We start from the raw sequence: 21,717 nt of genomic DNA, 5'->3' as shown, positions 1-21,717 counted from the left end.
CCTATAATCCCATAATTTCTTTTACGATCCGGTCAGATGCCTTCACTGCCCCGACCAGTACCAGTAAGTTAAAGACCAGCTCCCCGATGTAGTTCCAGACAATCGTCACAGCGGACAGGCTGGTATCTCCGACGGCCGGCGGGCTTGCCGCAAACACCGAAAAGATGATGCAGGCCAGTGCGATGATGGCTCCTTCCAGACATACCCCGGCGTAGGAACGGATAAAGTTCTTTCCTACGGACTGGGTCGGCTCCCCGGCAAAGGTTGCCAGTGGGATCGGTGCGATGGCTGTGTACATGTACAGCTTGAACATTCTCCCGTATACAGTCAGAATCATGACAAATGACAATACCGTAATCAGCAGGCTGCCCAACAGGGTTACGATCCATAAAGGGATAGATTCCAACATCCCCACCGCTTCGATCTTGTCCACGATCTCCGAGGGCAGTTCCGTTACGGTTCCACCTGCCATCCCGGAATGGGACATGATGTTTGTCACGATGCCCTGCACAATGGAAAAGATCGCAGTCAGAAGCTCCATGCCGGACATGACGGCTCCCTGTGCCAGTGCAAAACGGATAAAGGCTTTCACTACGTGTTCCGGCTTTTTCATATCCGTGAAGCTCCCACAGGTTTTCACAAGTCCTGCCGCAAAAAATAACACCAGCAGGCCGTACCCGATGGCTCGGAGCCCTCCGTTAATGTTCGTCATCACGCTCCAGATCGCACCGCCCTTGAAATTCTCCGGGCTTTGCGTCAGCAGTGTCCAGATCTCAGACAGCTTATCGCTCCAGGTCTGCAAGGCAGAATTTAGATTCTGTACGATCCAGTTATCACTCAAACATTTTCACCTCCCATCCTGCAAAAGTGAGCGGGAAGCCAGCATTTCGCATGGCTCCCCTTCTGGTCTCTGATCCTAACCCATAATGAGGTCCAGGATCTCTTTTGCAAAGGTAATGATGATACCGCCTGCCAGTGTCAGGAATCCATTTGCCCTCTGGCTTGGATCGTGGCTCTTTAAGGACAGGCCGACCTGCACAATACCAAATCCCAGCAGGATCAGGCCAATGGCTCGGATCAGGGAAAAGATAAACGTGGACAGGTTATTGACTACCGCCAGCGGATCGCCTGCGGCGTAAACGCAGGTCGCCCCGATGCAGAAAGTCAGCACCATGACTGCATACAGGGCAAACATTTTCTTCTGCCCTCTCTTCATCTTCAGCGGTGTGGTCTCTTTTTGGGTTTCTGTGTGTTTCTTATTTTTCAGTAAATTCATCGGCATTCCTCCAATCAAAAAAGCTCCCCGATGATGTCCTCATCCAGAAGCAGTTCGTAGTCGTTATATCTTGTTTCGTCAAAAGTAAAATCGTCATGTGCCAGCGGTGCTTTCGCATAATTGAACGGGCCGGCACCGCCGTCCTCGGTATACCGGATGTTTGGATGCTTCATCAGGTCATACTTGGCATCCAGTATGGGACGCTCCCCACGGATAAACAAAAGGGCATTCTGGTTGTCCAGCATGCGGACTTCATCCGGCTGCAGCAGCTCCCTTCCGCTCTGCTGGAAGTTGGTGGAGTAGCTGCCGGATTTTCCCTTGGTCTGCCCGTAGGTGTTTGTGTCAATGGTCTCTTTTCCCAGTAATTCTGATACATATTTGTGTGTCTCTTTTTCGTTGCCGCCCAGGTATAAAAACTCATCGCAGTTGCCTACCAGACTCTCCCACGAGTCCTTGAACAGAGCTTTTAGCTGGCTCATGTTCTGGATGATGATGCTGCAGTAAATGGAACGGGATCGGCAGGTTGCCAGGATCTTCTCAAACTCGTTTGGCAGGGATACGTTTGGAAACTCATCCATGATGCAGTTGACCGGAACCGGAAGGGCACCGCCATGCACACGGTCTGCCATGTAATAAAGCGTCTGGAAAAGCTGGCTGTAGATCATGCCTACCAGATAGTTCAAAGACGTATCTGCATCCGGGATACAGCAGAAAAGGGCTACTTTCTTTTCGCCCATGCTGGAAAGATCCAGTTCATCGGTATTGGTCAGCTTGGCAATCTGCGGCAGGTTGAAGGCTGCCAGACGGACACCGACACTGATCAGGATGGACTTGGCGGTCTTTCCTGCCGCCTGCTTGTAAATGTGGTACTGTTTCACGGCAATGCTGTCCGGGTCCCGCATCTCTAGGCGGTCAAACAAAATATCCAGAGGGGACTCGTAGTCCTCGTCCTCTTCTTTTACCTGGGCAGAACCTAACATCTCCATAATCATGGCGAAGTTCTGTTCTTCCGGCGGAGCTTCGTGAAGCAGATACAGCATCAGTGCCTGAAGCAGTGCGGTCTCGCTCTTCTCCCAGAAAGGATCGGAAGACTGGGAACCTTTGGGTGTGGTGTTTTGTATCAGATTGGAAATGAGACGGAGCACGTCTTTGTCATCGTGGACGTACTCGAATGGATTGTAACAAAAAGATGTGTCGGGATTGATGAGGTCAAAGACACGCACCTCATATCCCTTCTTTTCCAGCAGGCCGCCTGTCTTTCGGAGCAGTTCTGCTTTTGGGTCGGTGATGACCATCGAACAGCAGCACTGCATGATGTTCGGCAGGGCAAAGCCTCTGGATTTTCCTGCACCGGAACCACCCACCACAAGGATGTTCAAACATCTTCGGTGCTTGTGGGTGTCCAGGCTGATGCGGAAGTTCTGGGTTAACAGGATATTCTGGGAGTACGGCTTCTGGCTGTATTTCTTACAGATCTGCCGTGCATCGCCCCATCTGGCGGAACCATGCTCTTCCCCTCTGCGGTAGTTCTTCTGGCTGGAATAAAAAATGCCGATCCCGGCTGCGTAAAGTAACGTGCAGACCAGCACCGACTTGATGGTATATTCCGTATAATGAAGCTGGAACGGATGGTTCAGCTTTTCGGTGAGAACCTCCATCAGCTCGAAAAGGTTCCTTCCCGGCTGGATGGCATCCGCAATCAGAATCGCTGCCCACCAGATGACGGGCAGTCCGGCAAGCCAGATCACCCAGTCTGACTTCCGGCTTCCTGTTACCGGGACCGCTGCTGTTTTGGCCTCTCTGCTCTTGGCAGATCCGTGATGTGGAAGCTGTCCACTCCCGGAACGAGGGCAAGGCTGCTTCCATTCTCCCAGTTTACGTGGATCTGCCCTGCATCGTCTACCATATCCACCTTACCTTTTAAACCGGGTGGCATGTGGCTTTCCCCCTCCATGCTGTTCAGGGTGACTTCCGTTCCCGATGGATATCTTCTCCGCATGGATTCTATTCTTTCTGGTGTCATATTTCTATATATTCGTACCACATCCTTTCTTCACCTTCCCCGTCCACGGCATGGGCGGCGGTATCTGGATTTCATGATCTTTAAGAGGACGCTGTCGATCCCATCGGAATAGCGTCCGTTTTTCAGGTATGTGTCCCGGAGCTGGTTTAAGGCTTCCACGGATTTGCTGTGTTCGGCTTCTGTCAGGTAGAGCTTTCCCTCTTCCTGCTCTGCCAGTTTCAGAACCAGATCCCGTGTGGTATCCACCGGAAGCCCCTGTTCTTTTTCCTGCCGGAACACTTCCCGGAGTGCATGGATCAGCATGTGGTTCATGATCCGGTCCATCTTTACATATCGCATTCTTGTCATAGGCGAGCCTCCTTTTTTCCTCTTTTTTCTCAACCACAACATACCACACTTTCTCCCGGAAAGCTACTGCAAAAGAGCCGGAAAAGCCCATTTTTATAAGGGCACTGAAAAACTCCCATTTTTTTAAGGTGGGAGTTCTTCTTTTATAATTTTTCTTGTAATTTCTAATTATATTACAAAAAAACGCTATGGTTTACCCCATAGCCAATTCCTCTAATCTTACAATTCGTTTTACATTTGCTGCAAATGCCGTAAAATACATTTGAAGATGCATAGCAAATAGCCCTCTTGAATCTGCTCTGCGCAAACCGTGGGCTTCTTTTAATTCTCCATTCTTTTCTTCTATCCTGTGCCGGATCTTTATTCTCTCTTGGAAATATTCACTTTCTTCAAATTTAAGCCTTTCCAAGTTCTTCTCGCTTACTTGCGTGATGCTATAACTTCGTGTTTTTGCATTTGATTTCCCTACATGGCAATTTTCTCTTTGCGGACATTTCCGGCACTTAACTTTGCTAAATATATATCTTAAATAGGTGTTTCCGTTTTTGGCTGCCCTTTTTTCTACACGTGTAGAAAGTTCTCCGGCAGGACATTGCAACATCCCTGCATCTTTATTGAAACAGAAACCTTCTTCAAGTTTCCCATTTGCAGCGGCCGCTACCGCTGTATTCGTTCGGGCAATCAGTGCAATCTCTTTTCCACAGGCTTCCAGATTATCATCGCTGACATATGCCATATCCCCTATAACTTCTGTTACTTTTATCCCATTTTTTTGTGCTTCTTCTATCAATTGCGGTAATTCCTGTCCGTCTGGTGCTCCTCCATTTGTTACACTTATCCCGGCAATCAGACGTTCTTCTGTCATTGCAAGATGATTCTTATACCCATAAAACGTACTGGACGCTGTTTTGTGACCAAACCGTGCATCTTTATCATCTTTGGAGCGAATCTCTCTAATCTGTTCGTTTTCAAGTAACTCTTTCATCTTTTTAGAAATTTTCTGTATCTTTTGGTTTCCACAAGATTCTATCCCTTCATCCAGAACCTGAAGCAGTTCCTTTGTATAGGCGATCTCTTCGTCCAACCCTGCTTCCAAAGATGGTTTCTCCGGAAATTTTTCTGATAAGTCAAAAGCATTTTTATAAATCTCTTTCCGAAGTTGTTTACTCATATCCCGTAGGATTTGTGTGGGGGATTTCGCACGGACAGATGCCGTTGTGTGGGTGGAATCCACAATAATAGTACCCGATTTGATCAGCCCTTTGTCAAGAGCCTGCTGGATTGTTTCTTTCAGCATTTCCTCTAGGATATCTTCCGTAATGCGGGTTTTTCTGAATTTTGTCAGAAGACTGGGATCTATCATTTTTGCTTCTGGATCCAGATCAAGGAAAAATTTATATGCCATATCTGTTTGGGCACTACTAATCAGTGCTTCATCGGACAGATCGTACAGTTTTTTCAGGAAAAGTAGTTTAAACATCATCTCTGGTTCCTTCGCCGGGCGCCCCAAATTTTCACAATACTGTTTACGAAGCATTGGATTTACAAAGCTAAAATCTATGTTTTCTTTAATTCTACGCAAAAGATGATTCGCTGGAATGACTGCATCGTAAATTCCCTGATAGGGTGATAATGATAGTTGTAACTGTGAATGATCTTTCAACATGACAGAACCTCCTTCCTCATGATTCTATTATAACAGGGCCACTAAAAAAAGCCCAATTCTTTTTTGGAATCAGACTTTTTCAGTGCCCTTTTTTTATCAGCGTTCCGGGGACTTTTTGTTCTTGGCTGGTTTCTCTGTTTTTTCCTCCGGGACGGCAAATTCATCGGGCATAAATTCCTGTTCGCTTTTGCCAAGGTTACGGTCTACCTGTTTGCCAATAGAATATGCTGCACTCTTTACGTCCTGGATAAAGGAACGTAAGTCTTTAGGGTCTTTCTGTCCGAATGCCTGCATCTCGCAAACCTTATCAAAGGAGAAGCCGGAGACATCCACACCGTATTTCTGTGCTGTCACATACGCCGCACAATAAGCCTGTGCTGATACCCCTGCCCGGCTGTAGCTTCCATCGTGGTGGTCCAGGGATGCATACGCCAGTTCCCGGCTGATGGAATGGAACGTTGCATTTTCGCTCATGCCGTTTCGGACATAAATCGTCCGCTTGTTTGGAATGTACTGTGCCTGCACCTTATCCGGCAGGTTGTCTGCGATCTGGATTCTGACCTCGCTGTCGGTCAGCAGAGCTTCCATCAGCTGGTCCATCGGTTTTGGCTCCGGCTCTTCCGGCTGTTTGGTGCGGATCTGGCTGATGTCATAGGCTTTCTGGATGGAATATCCCTGCTGGATGACGCCGTCCTTTTCGTATTCCTGACCGACAATAAAGTTGTATCCTTTACTTCCGGTCTTGACGACCTTGCCTTCTTCCTTCCATTTTTCGAAGGTCTTGACCTGCCGGATCTCCGGGTTCTGTGCGTAGAGCAGGAACAGGTTGTCTGTCCTCTGCGGCTTGCACTGTCCCATAAAATCAAGGAAGCCTTTTAAGGAGTCCCCATTCTGGAAGACCTCCTGTGCCTTTCCATCGATCATGCCCCAGAGTTCTTCCCTCTCCTGCTTTTTCTGTGCGGCATATTCTTCTTTGGATAACCGCTGGGCGGACACTTCCTGGGTGTCCTGCCCTAAAAATTTTGTCAGGTCCATCTTCTACCTCGCTTTCGTCTTTCGTTTATTTCTCGCTTTCTTCTGCGTTTTCTTTGGTCCACGGTTCTTTTCCCGGCTCCGCTTCTGGGATTCCTCTGCTTTCTCCCGTTTGATGTCCTCCAGCTCCCGGCGGACACTGGGACGTTCCTGTTCCTTCTGTCTTGCTCCATCAGTCCCGTTTTCCTGCCCGGTAGAAATATTTCTGCTGTGCAAGGAAGATCCGGACAGATTCTCTTCCCCCTCTTCCTGCACCGGGATAAAATTTTCCGGTTCGGAAAACTCCTTTCCATCATGGTTCTGTTTCTTTTCCCCTTCGGAAAAATCCATGTCACCGACCTGGAATGCTTCATCCAGATCACTGATCTCGAACTGCACTTCACCCTCCGGCATCTGTACGGTTTCCTGTACCGCTCCGGTTTCCTGTACCGCTCCGGTTTCCGGTGCTTCCATTCCTTCGGTTACCTCATGGACAGCTTCCCCGACTTCGCTTCTTACGAAATCCAGGTTCATCTTATCCATGACACGGTTGACCTTGGCTGCGTCATCCGCAAAGACCATGACCTCGCTCATCTCCGGGTTCTTTTTATCCCGAATGATCACATAGAGCAGTCCCCGTTTCCTGCCCTCACTGCAGAATTCTCTCAGGCGGTCGGATGGCACAGTAAAGAACTTCAATGGCTTGTTCTCCTTTAGCATCCGTACCATCCGGGTTCTGCCCCTTGTTTTCTTCTGGTCTTTTAATACGGCGGCAACAAATACCGCCAGATGCTTTGCCAGCGTACCCGAAAGCCTGAGCCCGTGGTCCACGCCGTCCAGGGAATACCGGACGATCTGGTCCGCCGCATCGCCTCCATAATTCATATCATTCACCTGCTTTCTGTTCTCGGTTGTCTGTTTTTCTCCGTCTGTTCTTCTTCCTGTTCTGCCTGTCTCTGGATCTGCTCTGCCAGACGCATCCGCTCTTCCATCTCCTTGGACTGCTGTTCAATCCGGATACAAATGCGGATATCCTTCCGAAGTGGCTTCAGTTCTTCGGTGATCTGACTGATTCTGGCACTGTCCGGCTCGCTCCGGTACAGCCGCTTCCGCTCTTTCGCAAGTGCCTGTACCCGTTCTTCCAACGGGGTTCGGTATGCCACCAGCTCTTCACGGGTGGTGATCTGATGCTTCTGGAGGAATTCCATCTGCTCGATCCTGGCATCCAGTTTTCGGATATCTGCCCGGAGCACCGGGGAGATCCTTTTCGGCTTCTGCTTTAGGACACCCATCTGGTACAGATAGGAATAGTACAGGGCCTGTATCCCTTTTAACTTCTTTTTCGGGGTTTGGGAAGTTCTTTCTTTTCCAGCAGGTGTCCTGCTCTTTGGCTGTAAGATCCACTGCCGGATGCTCTCTTCCGAGTAATGCTTCCCAAGGCTCCGCAAGCGGATATACCGTTCCATCCCCGGTGCTTTTAATGCAATGTATTTCCGGTTCAGCTTCCACTGGTATCCCCTCTGTTTCATCTGTTCCAGAAATTGTTTCCAGGTGAAGCTCTCTGCCACCGCATCCCGGATATCCAGACGGATCGAGGTTCTCCAGGTCGGCTTTCCGTCCTGTTCTGCCATCCACTGGGCGTAGGATTTCCCTTTGCCGTTTTTCGGCTCGATGACAGATAAGCCGTATTTCAGGCATAAGGCATCCGAAGCTTTCCGCACATCCTCATAGTAACTCCAGCTGTTGCTGTGGTACTTTTTTCCATCTTCCATGCCCACCGAATTAAACACGATGTGGTTGTGGTAATGCTCCGTGTTCAGATGGGTGGTGATGACTGCTTCGTATTTTCCCTGAAGGAGTCTTTCTGCCAGCTCCATTCCGATCTGGTGGGCCAGTTCCGGGGTAACTTCCCCTTTGGCGAAGCTCTGCACCAGATGGTATCCCTGTACTCCGTCCATCTTGTGGTATCGTTTCTTTGTAGCTACCATATCTTGATAAGCAGTTTCGCAGACACAGCCGATAGCATCCTCAAAAACGGAACGCTCCGTCTTGTCCCGGTTCATGGCATAATCAATGGCTTCTTCCAGAGAGCCGGCACTCTGCCCTTTCTTGGTGGTCTTATCCTTGTTTCGGATGTAAGTGATGGAATTGTCCAGACGGCTGACCGGGATGATACTGGTGTATGCCATTGACTACCATTCCTCTTTGACCAGCCTCCATGTCTCTTTCGTCATGCGGAGCATTTCCCGGATACTCTCTTCCCCGGCCATCCCACAGCCATTGGCTACATGGGCAAGCTGGTTGGCATTGTTGCACAGACCGGATACTTTCCGTAAAAGCTCCGTATGATGCTCACAGGGTCTTGCCCGGACTTCACCGCCCATGACAATGGAACGGATATATTCCTCGCGGGACAGGCCGCTTTTTTCTACCTGTTCTTCCAGAAAACGCAGCTCCTTTGCATTGAGGCGGACTGGTATCACATGGTTTCTTTTTCTCATCTCTTCACCTGCTTTCCAACGGGGTATTGATTATTTCCTTACATTTCACGGTTTTTCCAGATCAGGAAGCCTGTCAGCACGCCAATGGCTACCGCTGCAGCAATGATCTTTTTCTTCATATAGGCCTCACCCCCTTTCCGGTACCTGGCACAGTTCCATCGGGGCGATCATGATCCCTCTTTTTTCCATCTCTTTTGCGAATTCCAGGAGGTTCCATTTCTTTCCATCGATCATGGCAGAATCGGCATCCAGATAGTGGCAGGTGGATACGTTCCGTTCTCCATTTGGGGCATTCTGCACAAGGCTCTCCCCGTCTGAGAGCCGGAACAGTTCCTGTCCTTTGCCGTCTACAAAACAGATGCATGCACCGTGGTCGATGATCTCCTTTGGTTTCATCCGGCACCGCTCCAGTGCCTCATCCTCCCGCTTTCCAGCTATGAAAAGACACATTGCAAAAACGCCCATTACTCCTCCAGTCATTGTGCCAAGTATAAATCCTAACATTATTTTGTTCTCCTTTCGTCTGTTTACGGTTCAATATGGGGGATTGGGGTTCTCCCCAAAGTGCGTTTGGATATCCAAACGCTATGCTTGCAAAACCAGTCGCATTTTGCTTCGTCCCCTCTGAACCTGCTCTTTCTCTGAATTACTCGTTTTCCTTGATTTTGCTTAACCCATCCAGTGTGGTGCAGATGATATGGAGTCTGTCAGCCATGCTGATCTCCGTGTTCATCGTCCCGGTGGTCTCTTTTCCGCAGACGACCACCATCCTGCACCGCCTTAAGATCTGGTGGGACATTCTCCGCATGGCCTGCATATCCTCTGCATCCTCGTCATCAAGGAATGGGGAAAAACTGTACTGCGGGCAGATCGGCACATATCCCAGTTCGTAGATCTTCCGGCAGTACCGCTGTACTTTGGTCTTTCCCTCTTCTGCAGAACAGCAGACATAAGCAAGTGCCTGTTCCAATACGACCATCTCCTTTCCTGACCGGACAGCTTTCCTCTGCCCGGCGTTTTTCTAAAAAGAAACACCCACAAAGCATTCCGGCTCTGTGGATGTCTTGTGGACATCTGGATTTTTTTCTTCTCTTTTTCAGATGTCTGCCAGACATCCGGCTACTGTGGTTCTTTGTTTTCCGCTTCTTCCCCGGCTTCCAGTGCAATGCGGACACGGTCGCTTCCGAGCTTATAATACGCATCGGTCACTTCAATGCCGACTGCCTGATAGCCCGACTCTGCCGCCGCAAGGATGGTAGTACCAGCTCCGGCAAACGGGTCTAAGATCAGGCCGCCCGGCTCGCAGATCTGGATGACATCCTTCATCAGCTGGAGCGGCTTTTCGGTCACATGGATGCGATTCTGGGGATTTCCATAGCGGAACACCCCCGGAAGGCAGGACACCGGGCGGTTGATCGGCATCGGGCCGTTGCTTCCCCACACGATATATTCTGCCTGCTGGCGGAATCTGCCTTTCTGTGGACGGGAGTTCCCCTTGTCCCAGACGGCAGTTCCTCTCCAGATCCACCCTGCCCACTGGAGGGCATCGGTGATGGACGGATACTGTCTCCAGTCAATAAAGAGGCAGATCGGAGCCCCTCTCTTGCAGGCTTTCCGCACATCGTACAGCCATTCTGCCATCCAATGGGTCCAGGAACGCTGATCTTTATTATCCCCATCAAAGTCCGGCAGGGCATTCTCTGCTTTCATGCTGCTGTACTTCTGGTTGGTGGTACGGTTGCGTTCGTTCTGCTTGGTTCCCCCGGACGCATAGGGCGGATCGGTTACAACTGCATCAAAGATCCCCGGCTGGAATCCTTTAACCAGTTTTAAGGTATCCCCATGCAGGATACACCAGTTCTCCCCTCCGGCAGACTCATCCGGCACACAGTCCGGTTTTAAAAGATCTTCAAGTTTCAGGGTATTTCCCATAGGCATCATCCTTTCGGTCGCTTATTTTCCAGATTTCTCTGGAAGTGCTTTTCTTTATGGAACTGCTCATCGGCAGGTATCCTCTCTTTTCGGTGCTTCTTTTTTCACGGTTTCTTTTCTTGGCGTTCCAGTCTGTTCCCGGTGGTTCGACAGTTCAGTTTCCACATATTCACTGATGATCCCCAGTGCTTCATAGTAATTGCCGCTCTTATAGACACGGTCTGCCATCTCGTTGGCCTGCCCAGACATTCCGGCACGTCGAAGGAGTCTTGCAGCATCCCCAAGGATGGAGAAAATATTTCCGTCATGCCCTAAAAGTTTGAGTTTTGGACGGAGCTGCTTCTGTTCCGGTTGTTTTTCCTGTACGCCATTTTCCGATGCTTTCACCTGTATCAAAAATTCCGAGCCTGCACCAACATAAAAATGCAGGTATAACTCACCGCCGTCTACTTTGATTTCCCTCTGTTCCAGACTTTCTCCCCAGCCATCGCTGTACTGGCCCCGCAGGTACCCTTCCAGCTCGACATATTCCCCTGGTGTCAGAGGTTTGCGGAGCGTCAGGCTGGCACAGCCATATAAAACGCCATCCTGCTCTTTTACCCCCATCGTGATACATTCTACTTTTTCCCGGACACTGTCGCTTCCGTGAAAATGCACCATCAGGTTTCCTGGCTCATGGCCGGGTGTACTGAGCCGGTTGACCTCCGCAATCTTTTCTGCGATGGCTTCCTGATATGGCACCAGCTCGTTTCCTTCCAATGGATCTGCATCTTCCCAGTCCACAATGTCCGAATGATCCGGGATAAAACTTGCCATGACAGGGGACAGCATTTCCACTTCTATTTTGTCTTTCACAGGCATCACCTCACTTCCCTGTTCTGCCGTTTCTCCGGTGTCCTGGCAGCCATCTTTGCCATGTCTGCCCAGTCTGCCCCTTCAATCTCCGGCAGATTCTTGATGATCTGATAGCTTCCCTCATAGGCTTTTCGGATATGTTCACACGCCCACCGTCCGGCAAAGTCATTGTCGGTACACACTTCGATCTCGGTGATCTCCGGGTGCTGGGTAAGGAAATGTTCCAGTGCCTGCGGCTTTTTTATGCTCCGCTGGCTCTTTCCTTCTTTTGGTGCGCTGATCCCGCCAAGCTCCAAACGGTACTTATCCATTCTTCCCTGTTCCAGTGTCATGTGGGCCAGCACATCCACACAGGCTTCATAAACGGCAACCCGTCTGCATCCGTGCTTCGCCGGAACACAAAAAGCGTATGCCTTTTCGCTTCCGGCCTGTTCCATCTTAAAGGACTTTCCGCTGGCATCGTAAATCCCACGCAGGAAAGCATATCTTGCCACCTGGTTTTCATCCCGGCCTACGAACACGGCATTGTGGTACGGCAGGCTCTCATATAAGATTCCCAAATGAACACACCGCTGTAAGACCTCGCCGCTGATGCCCCGCTCTTTCAGATAGCGGAACACCCTGCGGCAGTCCGGGCTGGCCGGAGGCAGGACAAATGGCTTCTTGGGCTTTGCTTCCACGGGAGGAGGGATATAGGTGGGATACTCATCTTTCAGCATTTGCACTGCCTCCAGAAAAGAACACCCGTCTACATGAATCAGGAAATTTAAGGCACTGGTGCCCCCGATATCTCTGGATTTCCAGTGCCACTGGCTGGTCTGCTCGTTGATCTTAAAGCTGTCGTGGTCTGTCAGCTCCCATTCATTTCTGGCTGAAGATTTTTTCAGACGGTTTGGCTGGTATTTCTTCAGGTATTCAATGGCGGTGATCTCCCTTGCACGTTTAATTTCTTCTTCCGGAATCCACGGCATTACATCACGGTATCCCGGAGCTGCTCTGCCTTATCCGTTTTCTCCCACGGGAATTCCTTTCTTCCAAAATGCCCGAACACCGCACTCTGTCGGTAGATCGGCCGCTTCAGGTGCAGAGTGTCACTAATCTGGCTTGGGGTAAGTCCGAACACCAGAGGGATCGCGGCGGCGAGGCAGTCATCCGCACAGATTTTTCCCGTTCCAAAGGTATCCACCTGCACCATGACTGGCTGGGCAACCCCGATGGCATAGGCAAGGGACACCTGGCATCGGCTGGCAAGTCCGGCAGCCACCATGTTTTTGGCAATGTAACGAGCCATGTATGCCCCGGATCGGTCAACTTTGGAACAGTCCTTCCCGGAAAATGCACCGCCGCCATGCGGTACCAGGCCGCCGTAGGTATCCACCATCAGCTTCCTTCCGGTCAGGCCGGTGTCTGCATCCAGACCTCCACACACAAATCTGCCCGATGGGTTAATCAAGATCTTGGTATCCTCATCCGGCGGCAGCATACGGAGTGCCGGGCGTAACACTTTCTCCCGGATCTCATGCTCCAGCTTCCGAAGGGATTTTTCCTTTTCATGCTGGCAGGACACAACGACCGTATCCAGACGGACAGGTCTGTCATCCTCATATTCCACGGTCACCTGTGCCTTTCCGTCCGGCAGGATTCCCGTGATATATCCGCTTCTGCGGCTTGCAGACAGTTCCCTTACGATGCGGTTCGCCAGAACCACTGGCATCGGCATAAGCTGCGGCGTCTCATCGCAGGCGTATCCCACCATGATTCCCTGATCCCCGGCACCATTAGCAAGTCCGCTCTGAACAGAAACAGTCCCTGTCCTGCGTTCTTTGGAGCGTTCCACTGCCCCGGCGATATCCGGACTCTGTTTGTGGATGAGGGCATCCATATGGATTCCGCTTGCGTCATAGCCTGCACTCTCCAGCACCTTTCTGACGATTTCAAACACCTGTGGCTCATATCGGCTGGTAATCTCTCCTGCCACGATGATGTTCCCTTGGGTCGCCAGCACCTCGCAGGCCACCCTGGAATTTTCGTCCTCTTTCAGACACGCATCCAGAATGCTGTCTGCAATCAGGTCGCAGAGCTTATCCGGATGTCCTTCCGTTACGGATTCTGCTGTATAAAAACGTTTCATAATTGTTACCATCCTTTCCAACGAGTCAAAGCTCGTTATCACATAAGTAAATAGATCCAGCAGAAAGCACTCCTTTTGGAACACTTCCTGCCGGATCTGGGTTATGAGCTGTCTCACATTCTGCACTTTTCTGGTACTTTCAGACACTTTTTTCTACCTGAATACTACCAATACACTCCCTTACATACTCCCCCTGTTTTGAACATTTCCAAGCCCGTGCGGTCATGATTTGTCTCATTTTCTGCACTTTTGGGGTACTTACGAACACTTTTGGCTCCACACTGCCCCGGAAACCGGCACCGCCAGGACGATGTTCCTGGCACCGTTCCATTCATACGAACACGTGACGAGCGTCAAAACCTTATCGTATATACACTTCAGGTAATCATCCCCGGTTTCGAACACTTCTCTCTGCTTGGCTGCTTTTAAGTACTCCTGCACTGCCGCCGCATCCAGAAGTTTCTGCTGGAATGGGAACAGATCCCGGTCTGCTTTCAGAACCGTGACGATCCTGTATTCCTGAATGCCGTCCTCTGTCTGAAGATAAGCAAAACGATGAGCGTTATAATAATCTTCCCCTGCATATAAGTCCAGGTTTCCGAACATCGCCCCGCTGTTCATGTTGTGGCCATAAATGATGAGATTCCTGCTTTCAGACACTTTGCAGTCTGCCTGTAAAAACAGACTTCCGTTGATGTCATATTCTTTTTTGTAATTCCGCTTCAGATAAAATTCGCCATTCTCCTGTTCGGACTGAAGCACCGGATAGTCAATCCCGGTGTCCGGTATAGTCAGCCATCCCTGTACATCCGGGTACTGTTTTCGGAGAGAAACAAGTTCTACCGCAGCCACCGGGCATTTTCTTCCAGCCGGGTGGTCTTTCTTTTCAGAGCCTGAGGCTCCCGGAGCTTCCGGCTCCGGGAAATTCCCTTTCAGCTCTGCCACCAGCTTTTTATTCTCCATTGGGAGATATACCATGTGGTAAATCAGGAACCCGGCACTTAAGAAAAGTGCTACAAAGCATACCGTTTGAAAAAATTTTTTCACGATTTTCATCGTTCCTGTCCGGTTTTCCTCTGTTGCTTTGGCTGGCTTTTCTGCGTCTGTCCCGGCACAGGCGGTTTCCTGGCTGCTTTCAGGATCGGTCCCGTTGGGATGTGGTTCTGCCTGCATCCCTTTAAGATCCCAGTCAGATAAGACCGTCCTGGCGGATTAAAGTTCTGCATATAGTCTTTCGTCATGATATAGACAATCGCTTTGATCTCTTTCCCAGCTTTATCCTTGACGGTGATCTCCTGCTTGTCGTAAAAATCTGGGTAGCCCTCATAAAGATCCAGACTCTTTTCGCAGTCCCCGGTCAGTGACCAGAGGACGCCGTCCACATGGCTTCCCTCTTCCGGGAAGATGGTGGCAAGTCCGCTCCCTGCGGCTGCAAAGGTCAGCCGATACCCCTCCAGGCGGACGGTTTCTACCACCTCCGCCTTTGGGCACCGATATGCCATCTGGTCCAGATCCATGTTGCTTCCATAGGCAAAATATAATTGTTCCAGCTTATCTGCCCCCTTTTTTCTTCTTTCTCTTGGATGCCAGGCTCATGCCGATCAGACCGCCTGCGGAAAGAATCAGGCACAAGGCCGGAATCCAAAGGTTGGTATCATCGCCTGTTTTCGGGTTGCTTACAGACGGGGTATCCTCCGGCAGCTTCTCATTGGTCACTTTCTGGATGACTTCGATCACTGGCGTTTTGTCATCTACATAGGTAAATGTCACTTCATGCTTTGTTTCGTCCAGCTGGTATCCTTCCGGTGCTTTGGTTTCAACCAGATAATAAGTGGCTGCCTTGTCAAATTTGCCGTCCTTATAAGTTCCGATTGCAAGCAGTCCGCTGGCTGCATGGCCGTTTTCATCGGTGGTCAGTGTTTCTACCACTTTGCCATCAGCATCCCTCAGTTCAAATTCCGCTCCTTTCAGTGCGGCTCCAGTATCCTTGTCCGTTTTCTCAACAATCAGACGTCCCTTTGCGGTATCGTCTTTCATGGCCACCTTCTGGATCTCTGCGGTGTCTGACACCTCGAAGGTGATCTCTTCCGCTGCAATATAACCGTTTGGAGCCTGCTCTTCTTTCAGGGTGTATTTACCAATCGGAAGTTTTTCGATATAGTGCGGCTCTTTTCCGGAAGTCCAGCTCTCTACAACCTTTCCATTCTCATCCGTGATAGTCAGTTTGGCTCCTTCAATCTCCTGATCTCCGGTAATATCCGTTTTGCTGATTTCCACTTTGGTCACGTCATCTTCCATCGCCTGTTTCTGGATCTCTGCGGTATTTTCCACGGTGAATGTGATGCTTTCCGCAGTAACATATCCATCGGCCGGCTTAGTCTCTGTCAGGGTATAAGATTTTCCTACAACCAGTTCCTTGATGATGTGCGGCTCCTCGGTGGAAGTCCATTCCTCAACCACAGCTCCGGTTTCATCCGTCAGCTGTAATCTGGCTCCCGGCAGTTCCTCTCCTGTAGTCAGATCAGTTTTGGAAAGCTCCACGGTGGTCGGCTCATCTTCAAATACAAACTCATAGGATGCTTCTGCTTCTTTATCCCCCTGGTACTCAAAAACAAATTCCTGCTCTTCTCCGGTGGTGACAAATCCATCCGGTGCATACAGCTCCTTCACATAATAGGTTCCGTCGATCGGCAGGTCCGCAATAAAGGAAATCTTTCCATCTGCATCTGTTGTTTTTAACCCGATCAGGGTGTCAGCTTCCATCAGCACATTTCCAGATGCGGACAGGATGTCGTTTCTGGTATAAAGTCCAAAGATGCCGCCTTTTAATACACGGTCGGTATTCTTTTCTTTCTTCAGGACGTTCACTTTCACTTTCTGGCGGTTGTTCTGCCAGTCCTCATCGTATACAACAACTGGGGTATCCTGGTCACGGTAGGAAAGATCTACATATCGTGGTTCTTCATCCAGCACATAACCATATGCTGTACCCACCTCTTTGACATAGTATTTTCCAACCGGAAGGTCAGATACTTTTGCAATGCCGTCTGCATCCGTTGTCACGGTTGCTACCAGCTCGTCCTTGGAATAGTAATCCGGGCTTACGCCATCGGCTGCTTTGATATCCTCGGCAGCACGGATTTCAAAGGTAACGTCTGTCAGGCTTCCGGTGATGTACTCAAAGAAATGTTCCACAACACCTTTGACGTTGTCCAACAGAGTGATCTTGTCAAGAAATTCACCTTTCTTGTTTACGATCAGCAGTGCTTTCGGCACATCGTCCTTCATTTCCACTTTCTGTACTTCTGCGGTATCCTGAACGGTGAATTCCACATCCGTGGTCTTTAAATAGCCAAGCGGTGCAAGGGATTCACGGAGGATATAGGTTTTTCCAACAGTCAGGTATTTGATCACATGCGGCTCATCCTTTACGGAAGTCCAGCTGTCGATCACATTTCCATCTTTATCCAAAACAGAAAGGGATGCCCCGTTCAGCTCCACACCTGTAGTCAGATCGGATTTGGTTACCTCAATCGTAGTAGGCTGGTTCTTCTTTACAGATTTCAGCTTGATGGTCGGAATGTCCTGTCCCTGATAGGTGGCATCGAATTCCAGTACCCCGTCAGAGGATACAAAACCGTCCGGTGCAGAAATCTCTTTTACATAATAAGTTCCAAGCGGCAGGTCCAGGGTAAAGTGTGCCTGCCCTTTTTCATCACTTGTGATCTCCTGTAATAAGGTATCTGCTTTCACAACGACTTTGTTGCCTGATTTGATTTCCTTCTTATTGTAAAGTCCAAATACGGCTCCTTTTACCACGCTTCCGGTTTCTGCATCCTGCTTTTCTACCGTGATACTTACTTTCTGGCGTTCATTAGTAAATGTCACTTCTTCGTCCACAATCGGGGTATCCTGTCCGGCATAAGTAAAGGTTACCTCTTCCCCTTTTGCATTCCAAGTGTACCCTTCCGGTGCTTTTTTCTCTTCTACACGGTATGTTCCGAACGGAAGATTCTCGATTACGGCACTTCCGGTTTCATCGGTTGTCACTGTTGCCACCAGTGTGTCTTTGGCATATTCCAGATAACGGTTTCCATTCTCATCTTTCTGATGGTCTGCGGTATAGATATCTTCTGCGGCGTAAACCTCAAATACGGCTCCTGCAAGGCTGGCTTCCTCGTAGGTGAAATCCTTGTCAAAACCTTTGACTACTTCACCTTCCTTGCGGATGGTCAGTCTGCCTTTTGCCGGGTGGTTTTCGAAATCTACCTCGATGATCAGGTCACCGCTGACCGGATCTTCCTGGTATGCGGTATCGCTGTCTACCTTGATTTCTACCGTTTTTGTGCTGTGAGTGTATCCATCCGGTGCAGTCACCTCTTCGATGCGGTAATTTCCACAAGCAAGATTCTGCGGCAGGATCAGGTATCCATTTTCATCGGTAAAATAAGATTTATGTACCGTAGTGGATGGGTAAGTGGTTACCTGTTCCACATACTTTTTATTGTCCAAATCGTATACCTTGAACTCGGTATTCGGAACCAGGACAGATTTCTTTGTCTCATCGTCTTTTTTGATGATCTTTAATTTTGCTTCAAACTCTTTATCCAGAAGCACACGCCATACCTGCGGCTGATCCGGATGGTTCTCTGAGATTACAACTTTAAAATCATCAACTGGCGTGAAGTTGTGCGGTGTGGTGGTCTCTCTTACAATGTAGGTACCGTATGGGAGCGGAATGGAGCATGCATATCCACGCTCATCTGTGAACATTTCGGTCTGTCCGTCTGCGGTCAGCACGACTGGAGATGCAGAGGCAAAATCATAGGAGCCGTCCTTGTTGTTCTTCAGACTGCTCTCCAGATAAGCACTAAATCCCACGCCTTTTAACAGATAGGCATCTGTCTTTCCGTTGTTGGCTGCTTTGATGACCTGGAACGGCTGTTTGATCACATCTTCCAGAGAAGTTACGGTACGTTCTACCGTCTGAACCAGATCTCCCTCGTCATTGCACTCCAGATCATGTTCGTCCGGGTCTGCCAGATATCCGACAGGCGGCGTCAATTCTTTAACATAATACTTTCCGAGATAGAGGTCTGCGACTTCTGCATTTCCATCTGCATCCGTAGTCAGGGCTGCCACCTGGGTTCCTGCCGGATAAAGGACACCCGTCTGTCCATCCGGATGGACGATATCCTCACGGGCATACAGGCCATAAACGGCACCCTCAAAGGTTGCATCTCCCTGTGCAGTCTTTCCGGTTTCAGAATCCTCTTTTACTAGTTTGATCTTCGCATTGACACGTTCATTCTGGAATGTATGGCTGAAGGAAACGGTTGCTTCTTTGTCTGTGGTATATTGGAACGTAAAGGAATAAATATCTTCGCTGTTTCTTACATATCCAGCTGGTGCAGCTACCTCTTTCATGTAGTAGCTATTGGCGATTGGCAGGTCTGCCTGGTACATAGCTTTTCCGTCTGTTCCGGTCACTGCCTTTTCAATGAGGGTATCTTTCTTAACCACAACGCTTCCGTCCGCTGCTTTGATGTCATTTCCGGCATACAGACCATAGGTACCTCCCGGAAGATATTTCTTAGTTTCTTTATCCTGTTTATATATACTCACGCTTGCTTTCTGGCGGGCATTTTTGAATGTTACGCTTCCCATTACCTTCTCTACATTGCTTCCGGCATAGGAAAGTGTGATCTCCTGGCTTTCGCCTGTGCATACCAGATTTTGTGGTGCTTTCATTTCTTTTACTACATATTTTCCCAGATATAGATTATCCAGTGTGGCACTTCCATCGTCCCCGGTGGTAAGTCCGGCTTTGACCAGTGCATCTTTTTTATAGATTACCGTTCCGTCTGCGGATACAATGTCAGCCGCAGCATAAACGTTATAAACAGCACCCTTCTGCTTCTGCTCGGTATAAACAAAGGAAACGCCATTGTCTGTTACGTTTGCCCCAGTCAGCACTTCTCCTAACTTGTAAACAGTCAGACTTGCCATCTGCTCTGCATCGGTAACGGTCTGTTTTACGGTATCCCCGATCACCAGTTTTATGTCGTAGGCTTTGGTGTCCAGCAGGTATCCGTTTGGTACAGAGATCTCTTTCAGGTATACGGTATCCTGTGTTTTGGTGATCGTAACGCTGGAAGCTCCGTTGGCATCTGTGGCCGGCATCTTTGTGATCAGGTTCTTTCCGTCCTTGTCACTGTAAACGCCATAGACTGCACCTGCGATGGCTTTGTTGCTCTTGCGGTCTTTCTTTACGATCTCCAGTGTTGCCTGTTTTACCCATGATACTTTAAAATCTACATATTTCTCATCGGTCACGCCCTCACCAAATACCAGGGCAAGGTCCTGTGTCTCGCTTCCAGTGGTGATCTTATAAGCGGAGTAGTCTTTGATGATGCTTCCTTTCATAGTGGAAGACCATTCCCCTTTGACATCCACCGCCTGTGTCAGCGGTGCGGATAAATAAAATTTGGTACCGCCGCAGATTTCTACAGATGCACCTGCACTGCTGGTTTTTCCGGTTGTCACGTTATGCAGTCTGACACCGGACGGCAGCTTCATGGTGATGGTCTGCAGTTCGGATGCCTTGAAAGTGATCTCTTCTGTTCTCTGGCTGTTACCGCTGATATAGGCGGTCACATCTGCATTGGAAAAGCTCATGTCCACTTCCGGGATCTCCGGCTGGCTCATACAGTAATCATAGAGTTCTTTTGCAAGGGCCTGCCCGGTAGCATTTGTACCAGAAAAAGCGTCACCGCTGTTATTGGCATAGGACGCAGCCAGATGGGTAATAATAAACTGTTTTCCTGCCGAAAAGTCAGGATGTTTCTCAGAAAAGAATCCATTTTCACCAGATGCTTTGGTTCCATAATAGCAAACCTTGGCCAGTGCTTTACTGTCAGACAGTTTTGTAATCTTATAGACACCATCTCCTGGCCCTGCTTTGGATGGCTGCACACAGTAGGCCGTTGCAGACACATTTCCAAATTTAACGGTATATTTATAGGTTACATAGGAACCAAGACCGTAGTCTGCATAATAATAAGCAGTTCCTCTTGTCACATCTACGTCCTGGGTTGCTCTTGTACTGGTATTGACTGCGGTGAATGAAACGGTTTCCCCATCTTCCATTGCCATCAGGTCAATATTCTGTTCCCCTGCCTGCTCCAGAACATCGCCGAGTGTCAGCCCGGATTCTTCATCGGTTGTATTTTCCGTTTCGGATTCCTCTAATGCGGCATCAAACTCAGATTCGGAAAGTCCATCCTGAAATTCGGATTCTGTTTCTTCCGGTTCTTTTGTCTCCACTTCCTCTGTTTCAGATTCAGCTGTCTCCGGTTCAACAATTTCTGTCTCTACAGGCTCTGTCTCAGTTTCTTCCTGCGAGGCAGCTTCCTCATCATCAGAACTGGTATCCTCTTCGGTGACTGCCTGTTCTATCTGCGGTTCACTCTGAGAAGACGCTGTCACAGGCTCTTTTACGATCAGGTTTCTTCCGATCTGATAAACCGGATGGTTCTGGTTAACTGGCTCCACATAATAAACGGCATGGTAAGTGTCCGCATGGCCGGTGCTGAAGCTCTCCCCGGCGTCATTCTCTGCTTTCTGGAATGTTACCTTGACTTTGCTTTCATCCTTGATTTCCAGCTTCGTGCGGTCACTGGAAACATCAAATGCCTGTCCGACTTCCAGCTCCAAATCGGTGGCTTTTACCACTTCATTTTCATCCAGCAGATTCTTTACAGATTCATACGCTGGCGGTTCTGCCGCTTTTGGCTCTTCCGAAGCATAAACGGTCAGCGGTGAAATGACCGTGGATAAGATGGTTACTGCCGCCATCACCCCGGAAAGGATTCGCCTGAATCGATATTTACTCTTCATGTTTTCTACCTCTTTCTTCTTTTTCTTTATTTTGCATAAGAACAGCCGGATGTTTCCACCCGGCCTGTCTGTTCC

19 protein-coding genes are annotated in these 21,717 nt (G+C 49.3%); all 19 read right to left on the bottom strand.

Features of this window, described 5'->3' with window-relative positions:
- Window position 1: 1 nt before the first annotated feature.
- Window positions 2-841 carry a hypothetical protein gene (locus ACTQWB_RS07670; RefSeq protein WP_441039808.1) on the bottom strand — a complete coding sequence of 280 codons (840 nt, stop codon included), beginning with the start codon at window positions 839-841 and terminating at the stop codon, window positions 2-4.
- A 75-nt stretch (window positions 842-916) separates the two neighbouring features.
- Window positions 917-1,276 carry a glutamyl-tRNA amidotransferase gene (locus tag ACTQWB_RS07665; RefSeq protein ID WP_441039810.1) on the bottom strand — a complete coding sequence of 120 codons (360 nt, stop codon included), beginning with the start codon at window positions 1,274-1,276 and terminating at the stop codon, window positions 917-919.
- Between the two features lie 14 nt (window positions 1,277-1,290).
- Window positions 1,291-3,021, bottom strand: coding sequence for a VirD4-like conjugal transfer protein, CD1115 family (locus ACTQWB_RS07660; RefSeq protein WP_441039829.1), 1,731 nt, complete (start codon window positions 3,019-3,021; stop codon window positions 1,291-1,293).
- A gap of 26 nt (window positions 3,022-3,047) precedes the next feature.
- The gene (locus ACTQWB_RS07655) at window positions 3,048-3,299 is read right to left on the bottom strand and encodes a DUF4314 domain-containing protein (protein WP_441055909.1); all 252 of its coding nucleotides are present in this window, start codon (window positions 3,297-3,299) and stop codon (window positions 3,048-3,050) included.
- Window positions 3,300-3,329: 30 nt separating this feature from the next.
- Complete coding sequence (locus ACTQWB_RS07650; protein ID WP_441039813.1) at window positions 3,330-3,647, bottom strand: hypothetical protein; 318 nt, start codon at window positions 3,645-3,647, stop codon at window positions 3,330-3,332.
- Window positions 3,648-3,840: 193 nt separating this feature from the next.
- Window positions 3,841-5,313 (bottom strand): IS1182 family transposase, encoded by a 1,473-nt coding sequence (locus tag ACTQWB_RS07645; RefSeq protein WP_390427580.1) that lies wholly within the window; start codon window positions 5,311-5,313, stop codon window positions 3,841-3,843.
- A gap of 96 nt (window positions 5,314-5,409) precedes the next feature.
- Window positions 5,410-6,348, bottom strand: coding sequence for an ArdC-like ssDNA-binding domain-containing protein (locus ACTQWB_RS07640; protein ID WP_441039817.1), 939 nt, complete (start codon window positions 6,346-6,348; stop codon window positions 5,410-5,412).
- 3 nt (window positions 6,349-6,351) lie between these two features.
- Complete coding sequence (locus ACTQWB_RS07635) at window positions 6,352-7,209, bottom strand: PcfB family protein (RefSeq protein WP_441039818.1); 858 nt, start codon at window positions 7,207-7,209, stop codon at window positions 6,352-6,354.
- Window positions 7,210-7,214: 5 nt separating this feature from the next.
- Entirely contained in the window at window positions 7,215-8,513 is a 1,299-nt protein-coding gene (locus tag ACTQWB_RS07630) for a relaxase/mobilization nuclease domain-containing protein (RefSeq protein ID WP_441039819.1), read from the bottom strand.
- A gap of 3 nt (window positions 8,514-8,516) precedes the next feature.
- Complete coding sequence (locus ACTQWB_RS07625) at window positions 8,517-8,825, bottom strand: plasmid mobilization protein (protein ID WP_441039821.1); 309 nt, start codon at window positions 8,823-8,825, stop codon at window positions 8,517-8,519.
- Window positions 8,826-8,951: 126 nt separating this feature from the next.
- Window positions 8,952-9,329 carry a DUF3789 domain-containing protein gene (locus ACTQWB_RS07620; RefSeq protein ID WP_441039822.1) on the bottom strand — a complete coding sequence of 126 codons (378 nt, stop codon included), beginning with the start codon at window positions 9,327-9,329 and terminating at the stop codon, window positions 8,952-8,954.
- Between the two features lie 142 nt (window positions 9,330-9,471).
- Window positions 9,472-9,795, bottom strand: a complete 324-nt coding sequence (locus ACTQWB_RS07615) for a DUF7768 domain-containing protein (protein ID WP_441039831.1) — start codon at window positions 9,793-9,795, stop codon at window positions 9,472-9,474.
- A 149-nt stretch (window positions 9,796-9,944) separates the two neighbouring features.
- Window positions 9,945-10,757 (bottom strand): DNA-methyltransferase, encoded by an 813-nt coding sequence (locus tag ACTQWB_RS07610; RefSeq protein ID WP_441056026.1) that lies wholly within the window; start codon window positions 10,755-10,757, stop codon window positions 9,945-9,947.
- A 66-nt stretch (window positions 10,758-10,823) separates the two neighbouring features.
- Window positions 10,824-11,612, bottom strand: coding sequence for a hypothetical protein (locus ACTQWB_RS07605; RefSeq protein ID WP_441056025.1), 789 nt, complete (start codon window positions 11,610-11,612; stop codon window positions 10,824-10,826).
- 5 nt (window positions 11,613-11,617) lie between these two features.
- Entirely contained in the window at window positions 11,618-12,583 is a 966-nt protein-coding gene (locus ACTQWB_RS07600) for a DUF3991 domain-containing protein (RefSeq protein WP_441038836.1), read from the bottom strand.
- Window positions 12,583-13,743 carry a methionine adenosyltransferase gene (metK, locus tag ACTQWB_RS07595; protein ID WP_441038838.1) on the bottom strand — a complete coding sequence of 387 codons (1,161 nt, stop codon included), beginning with the start codon at window positions 13,741-13,743 and terminating at the stop codon, window positions 12,583-12,585. Before metK ends, ACTQWB_RS07600 begins: the two co-directional genes overlap by 1 nt.
- 258 nt (window positions 13,744-14,001) lie before the next feature.
- The gene (locus ACTQWB_RS07590; protein ID WP_441038840.1) at window positions 14,002-14,799 is read right to left on the bottom strand and encodes a class B sortase; all 798 of its coding nucleotides are present in this window, start codon (window positions 14,797-14,799) and stop codon (window positions 14,002-14,004) included.
- Window positions 14,796-15,293: a gamma-glutamylcyclotransferase family protein gene (locus ACTQWB_RS07585; protein WP_441038871.1), complete on the bottom strand. Its 498-nt coding sequence runs from the start codon at window positions 15,291-15,293 to the stop codon at window positions 14,796-14,798. Before ACTQWB_RS07585 ends, ACTQWB_RS07590 begins: the two co-directional genes overlap by 4 nt.
- Window position 15,294: 1 nt before the next feature.
- Window positions 15,295-21,642 carry a SpaA isopeptide-forming pilin-related protein gene (locus ACTQWB_RS07580; RefSeq protein ID WP_441038872.1) on the bottom strand — a complete coding sequence of 2,116 codons (6,348 nt, stop codon included), beginning with the start codon at window positions 21,640-21,642 and terminating at the stop codon, window positions 15,295-15,297.
- Between the last annotated feature and the right edge of the window lie 75 nt (window positions 21,643-21,717).

This window comes from Blautia sp. HCP3S3_H10_2 (assembly GCF_052122375.1).
GTDB lineage: Bacteria > Bacillota > Clostridia > Lachnospirales > Lachnospiraceae > Blautia_A.
Note: the sequence above shows the minus strand (reverse complement) of the source record. Positions and strands in the feature narration are given on the sequence as shown.

Excerpts from the sequence above, each read along its gene's own strand:
- ACTQWB_RS07665 (WP_441039810.1), bottom strand. The coding sequence starts at position 1,276 with ATGAATTTACTGAAAAATAAGAAACACACAGAAACCCAAAAAGAGACC.
- ACTQWB_RS07590 (WP_441038840.1), bottom strand. The coding sequence starts at position 14,799 with ATGAAAATCGTGAAAAAATTTTTTCAAACGGTATGCTTTGTAGCACTT.
- ACTQWB_RS07600 (WP_441038836.1), bottom strand. The coding sequence starts at position 12,583 with ATGCCGTGGATTCCGGAAGAAGAAATTAAACGTGCAAGGGAGATCACC.
- ACTQWB_RS07635 (WP_441039818.1), bottom strand. The coding sequence starts at position 7,209 with ATGAATTATGGAGGCGATGCGGCGGACCAGATCGTCCGGTATTCCCTG.
- ACTQWB_RS07630 (WP_441039819.1), bottom strand. The coding sequence starts at position 8,513 with ATGGCATACACCAGTATCATCCCGGTCAGCCGTCTGGACAATTCCATC.
- metK (WP_441038838.1), bottom strand. The coding sequence starts at position 13,743 with ATGAAACGTTTTTATACAGCAGAATCCGTAACGGAAGGACATCCGGAT.
- ACTQWB_RS07620 (WP_441039822.1), bottom strand. The coding sequence starts at position 9,329 with ATGTTAGGATTTATACTTGGCACAATGACTGGAGGAGTAATGGGCGTT.
- ACTQWB_RS07610 (WP_441056026.1), bottom strand. The coding sequence starts at position 10,757 with ATGGGAAATACCCTGAAACTTGAAGATCTTTTAAAACCGGACTGTGTG.
- ACTQWB_RS07580 (WP_441038872.1), bottom strand. The coding sequence starts at position 21,642 with ATGAAGAGTAAATATCGATTCAGGCGAATCCTTTCCGGGGTGATGGCG.
- ACTQWB_RS07640 (WP_441039817.1), bottom strand. The coding sequence starts at position 6,348 with ATGGACCTGACAAAATTTTTAGGGCAGGACACCCAGGAAGTGTCCGCC.
- ACTQWB_RS07650 (WP_441039813.1), bottom strand. The coding sequence starts at position 3,647 with ATGACAAGAATGCGATATGTAAAGATGGACCGGATCATGAACCACATG.
- ACTQWB_RS07655 (WP_441055909.1), bottom strand. The coding sequence starts at position 3,299 with ATGACACCAGAAAGAATAGAATCCATGCGGAGAAGATATCCATCGGGA.
- ACTQWB_RS07625 (WP_441039821.1), bottom strand. The coding sequence starts at position 8,825 with ATGAGAAAAAGAAACCATGTGATACCAGTCCGCCTCAATGCAAAGGAG.
- ACTQWB_RS07645 (WP_390427580.1), bottom strand. The coding sequence starts at position 5,313 with ATGTTGAAAGATCATTCACAGTTACAACTATCATTATCACCCTATCAG.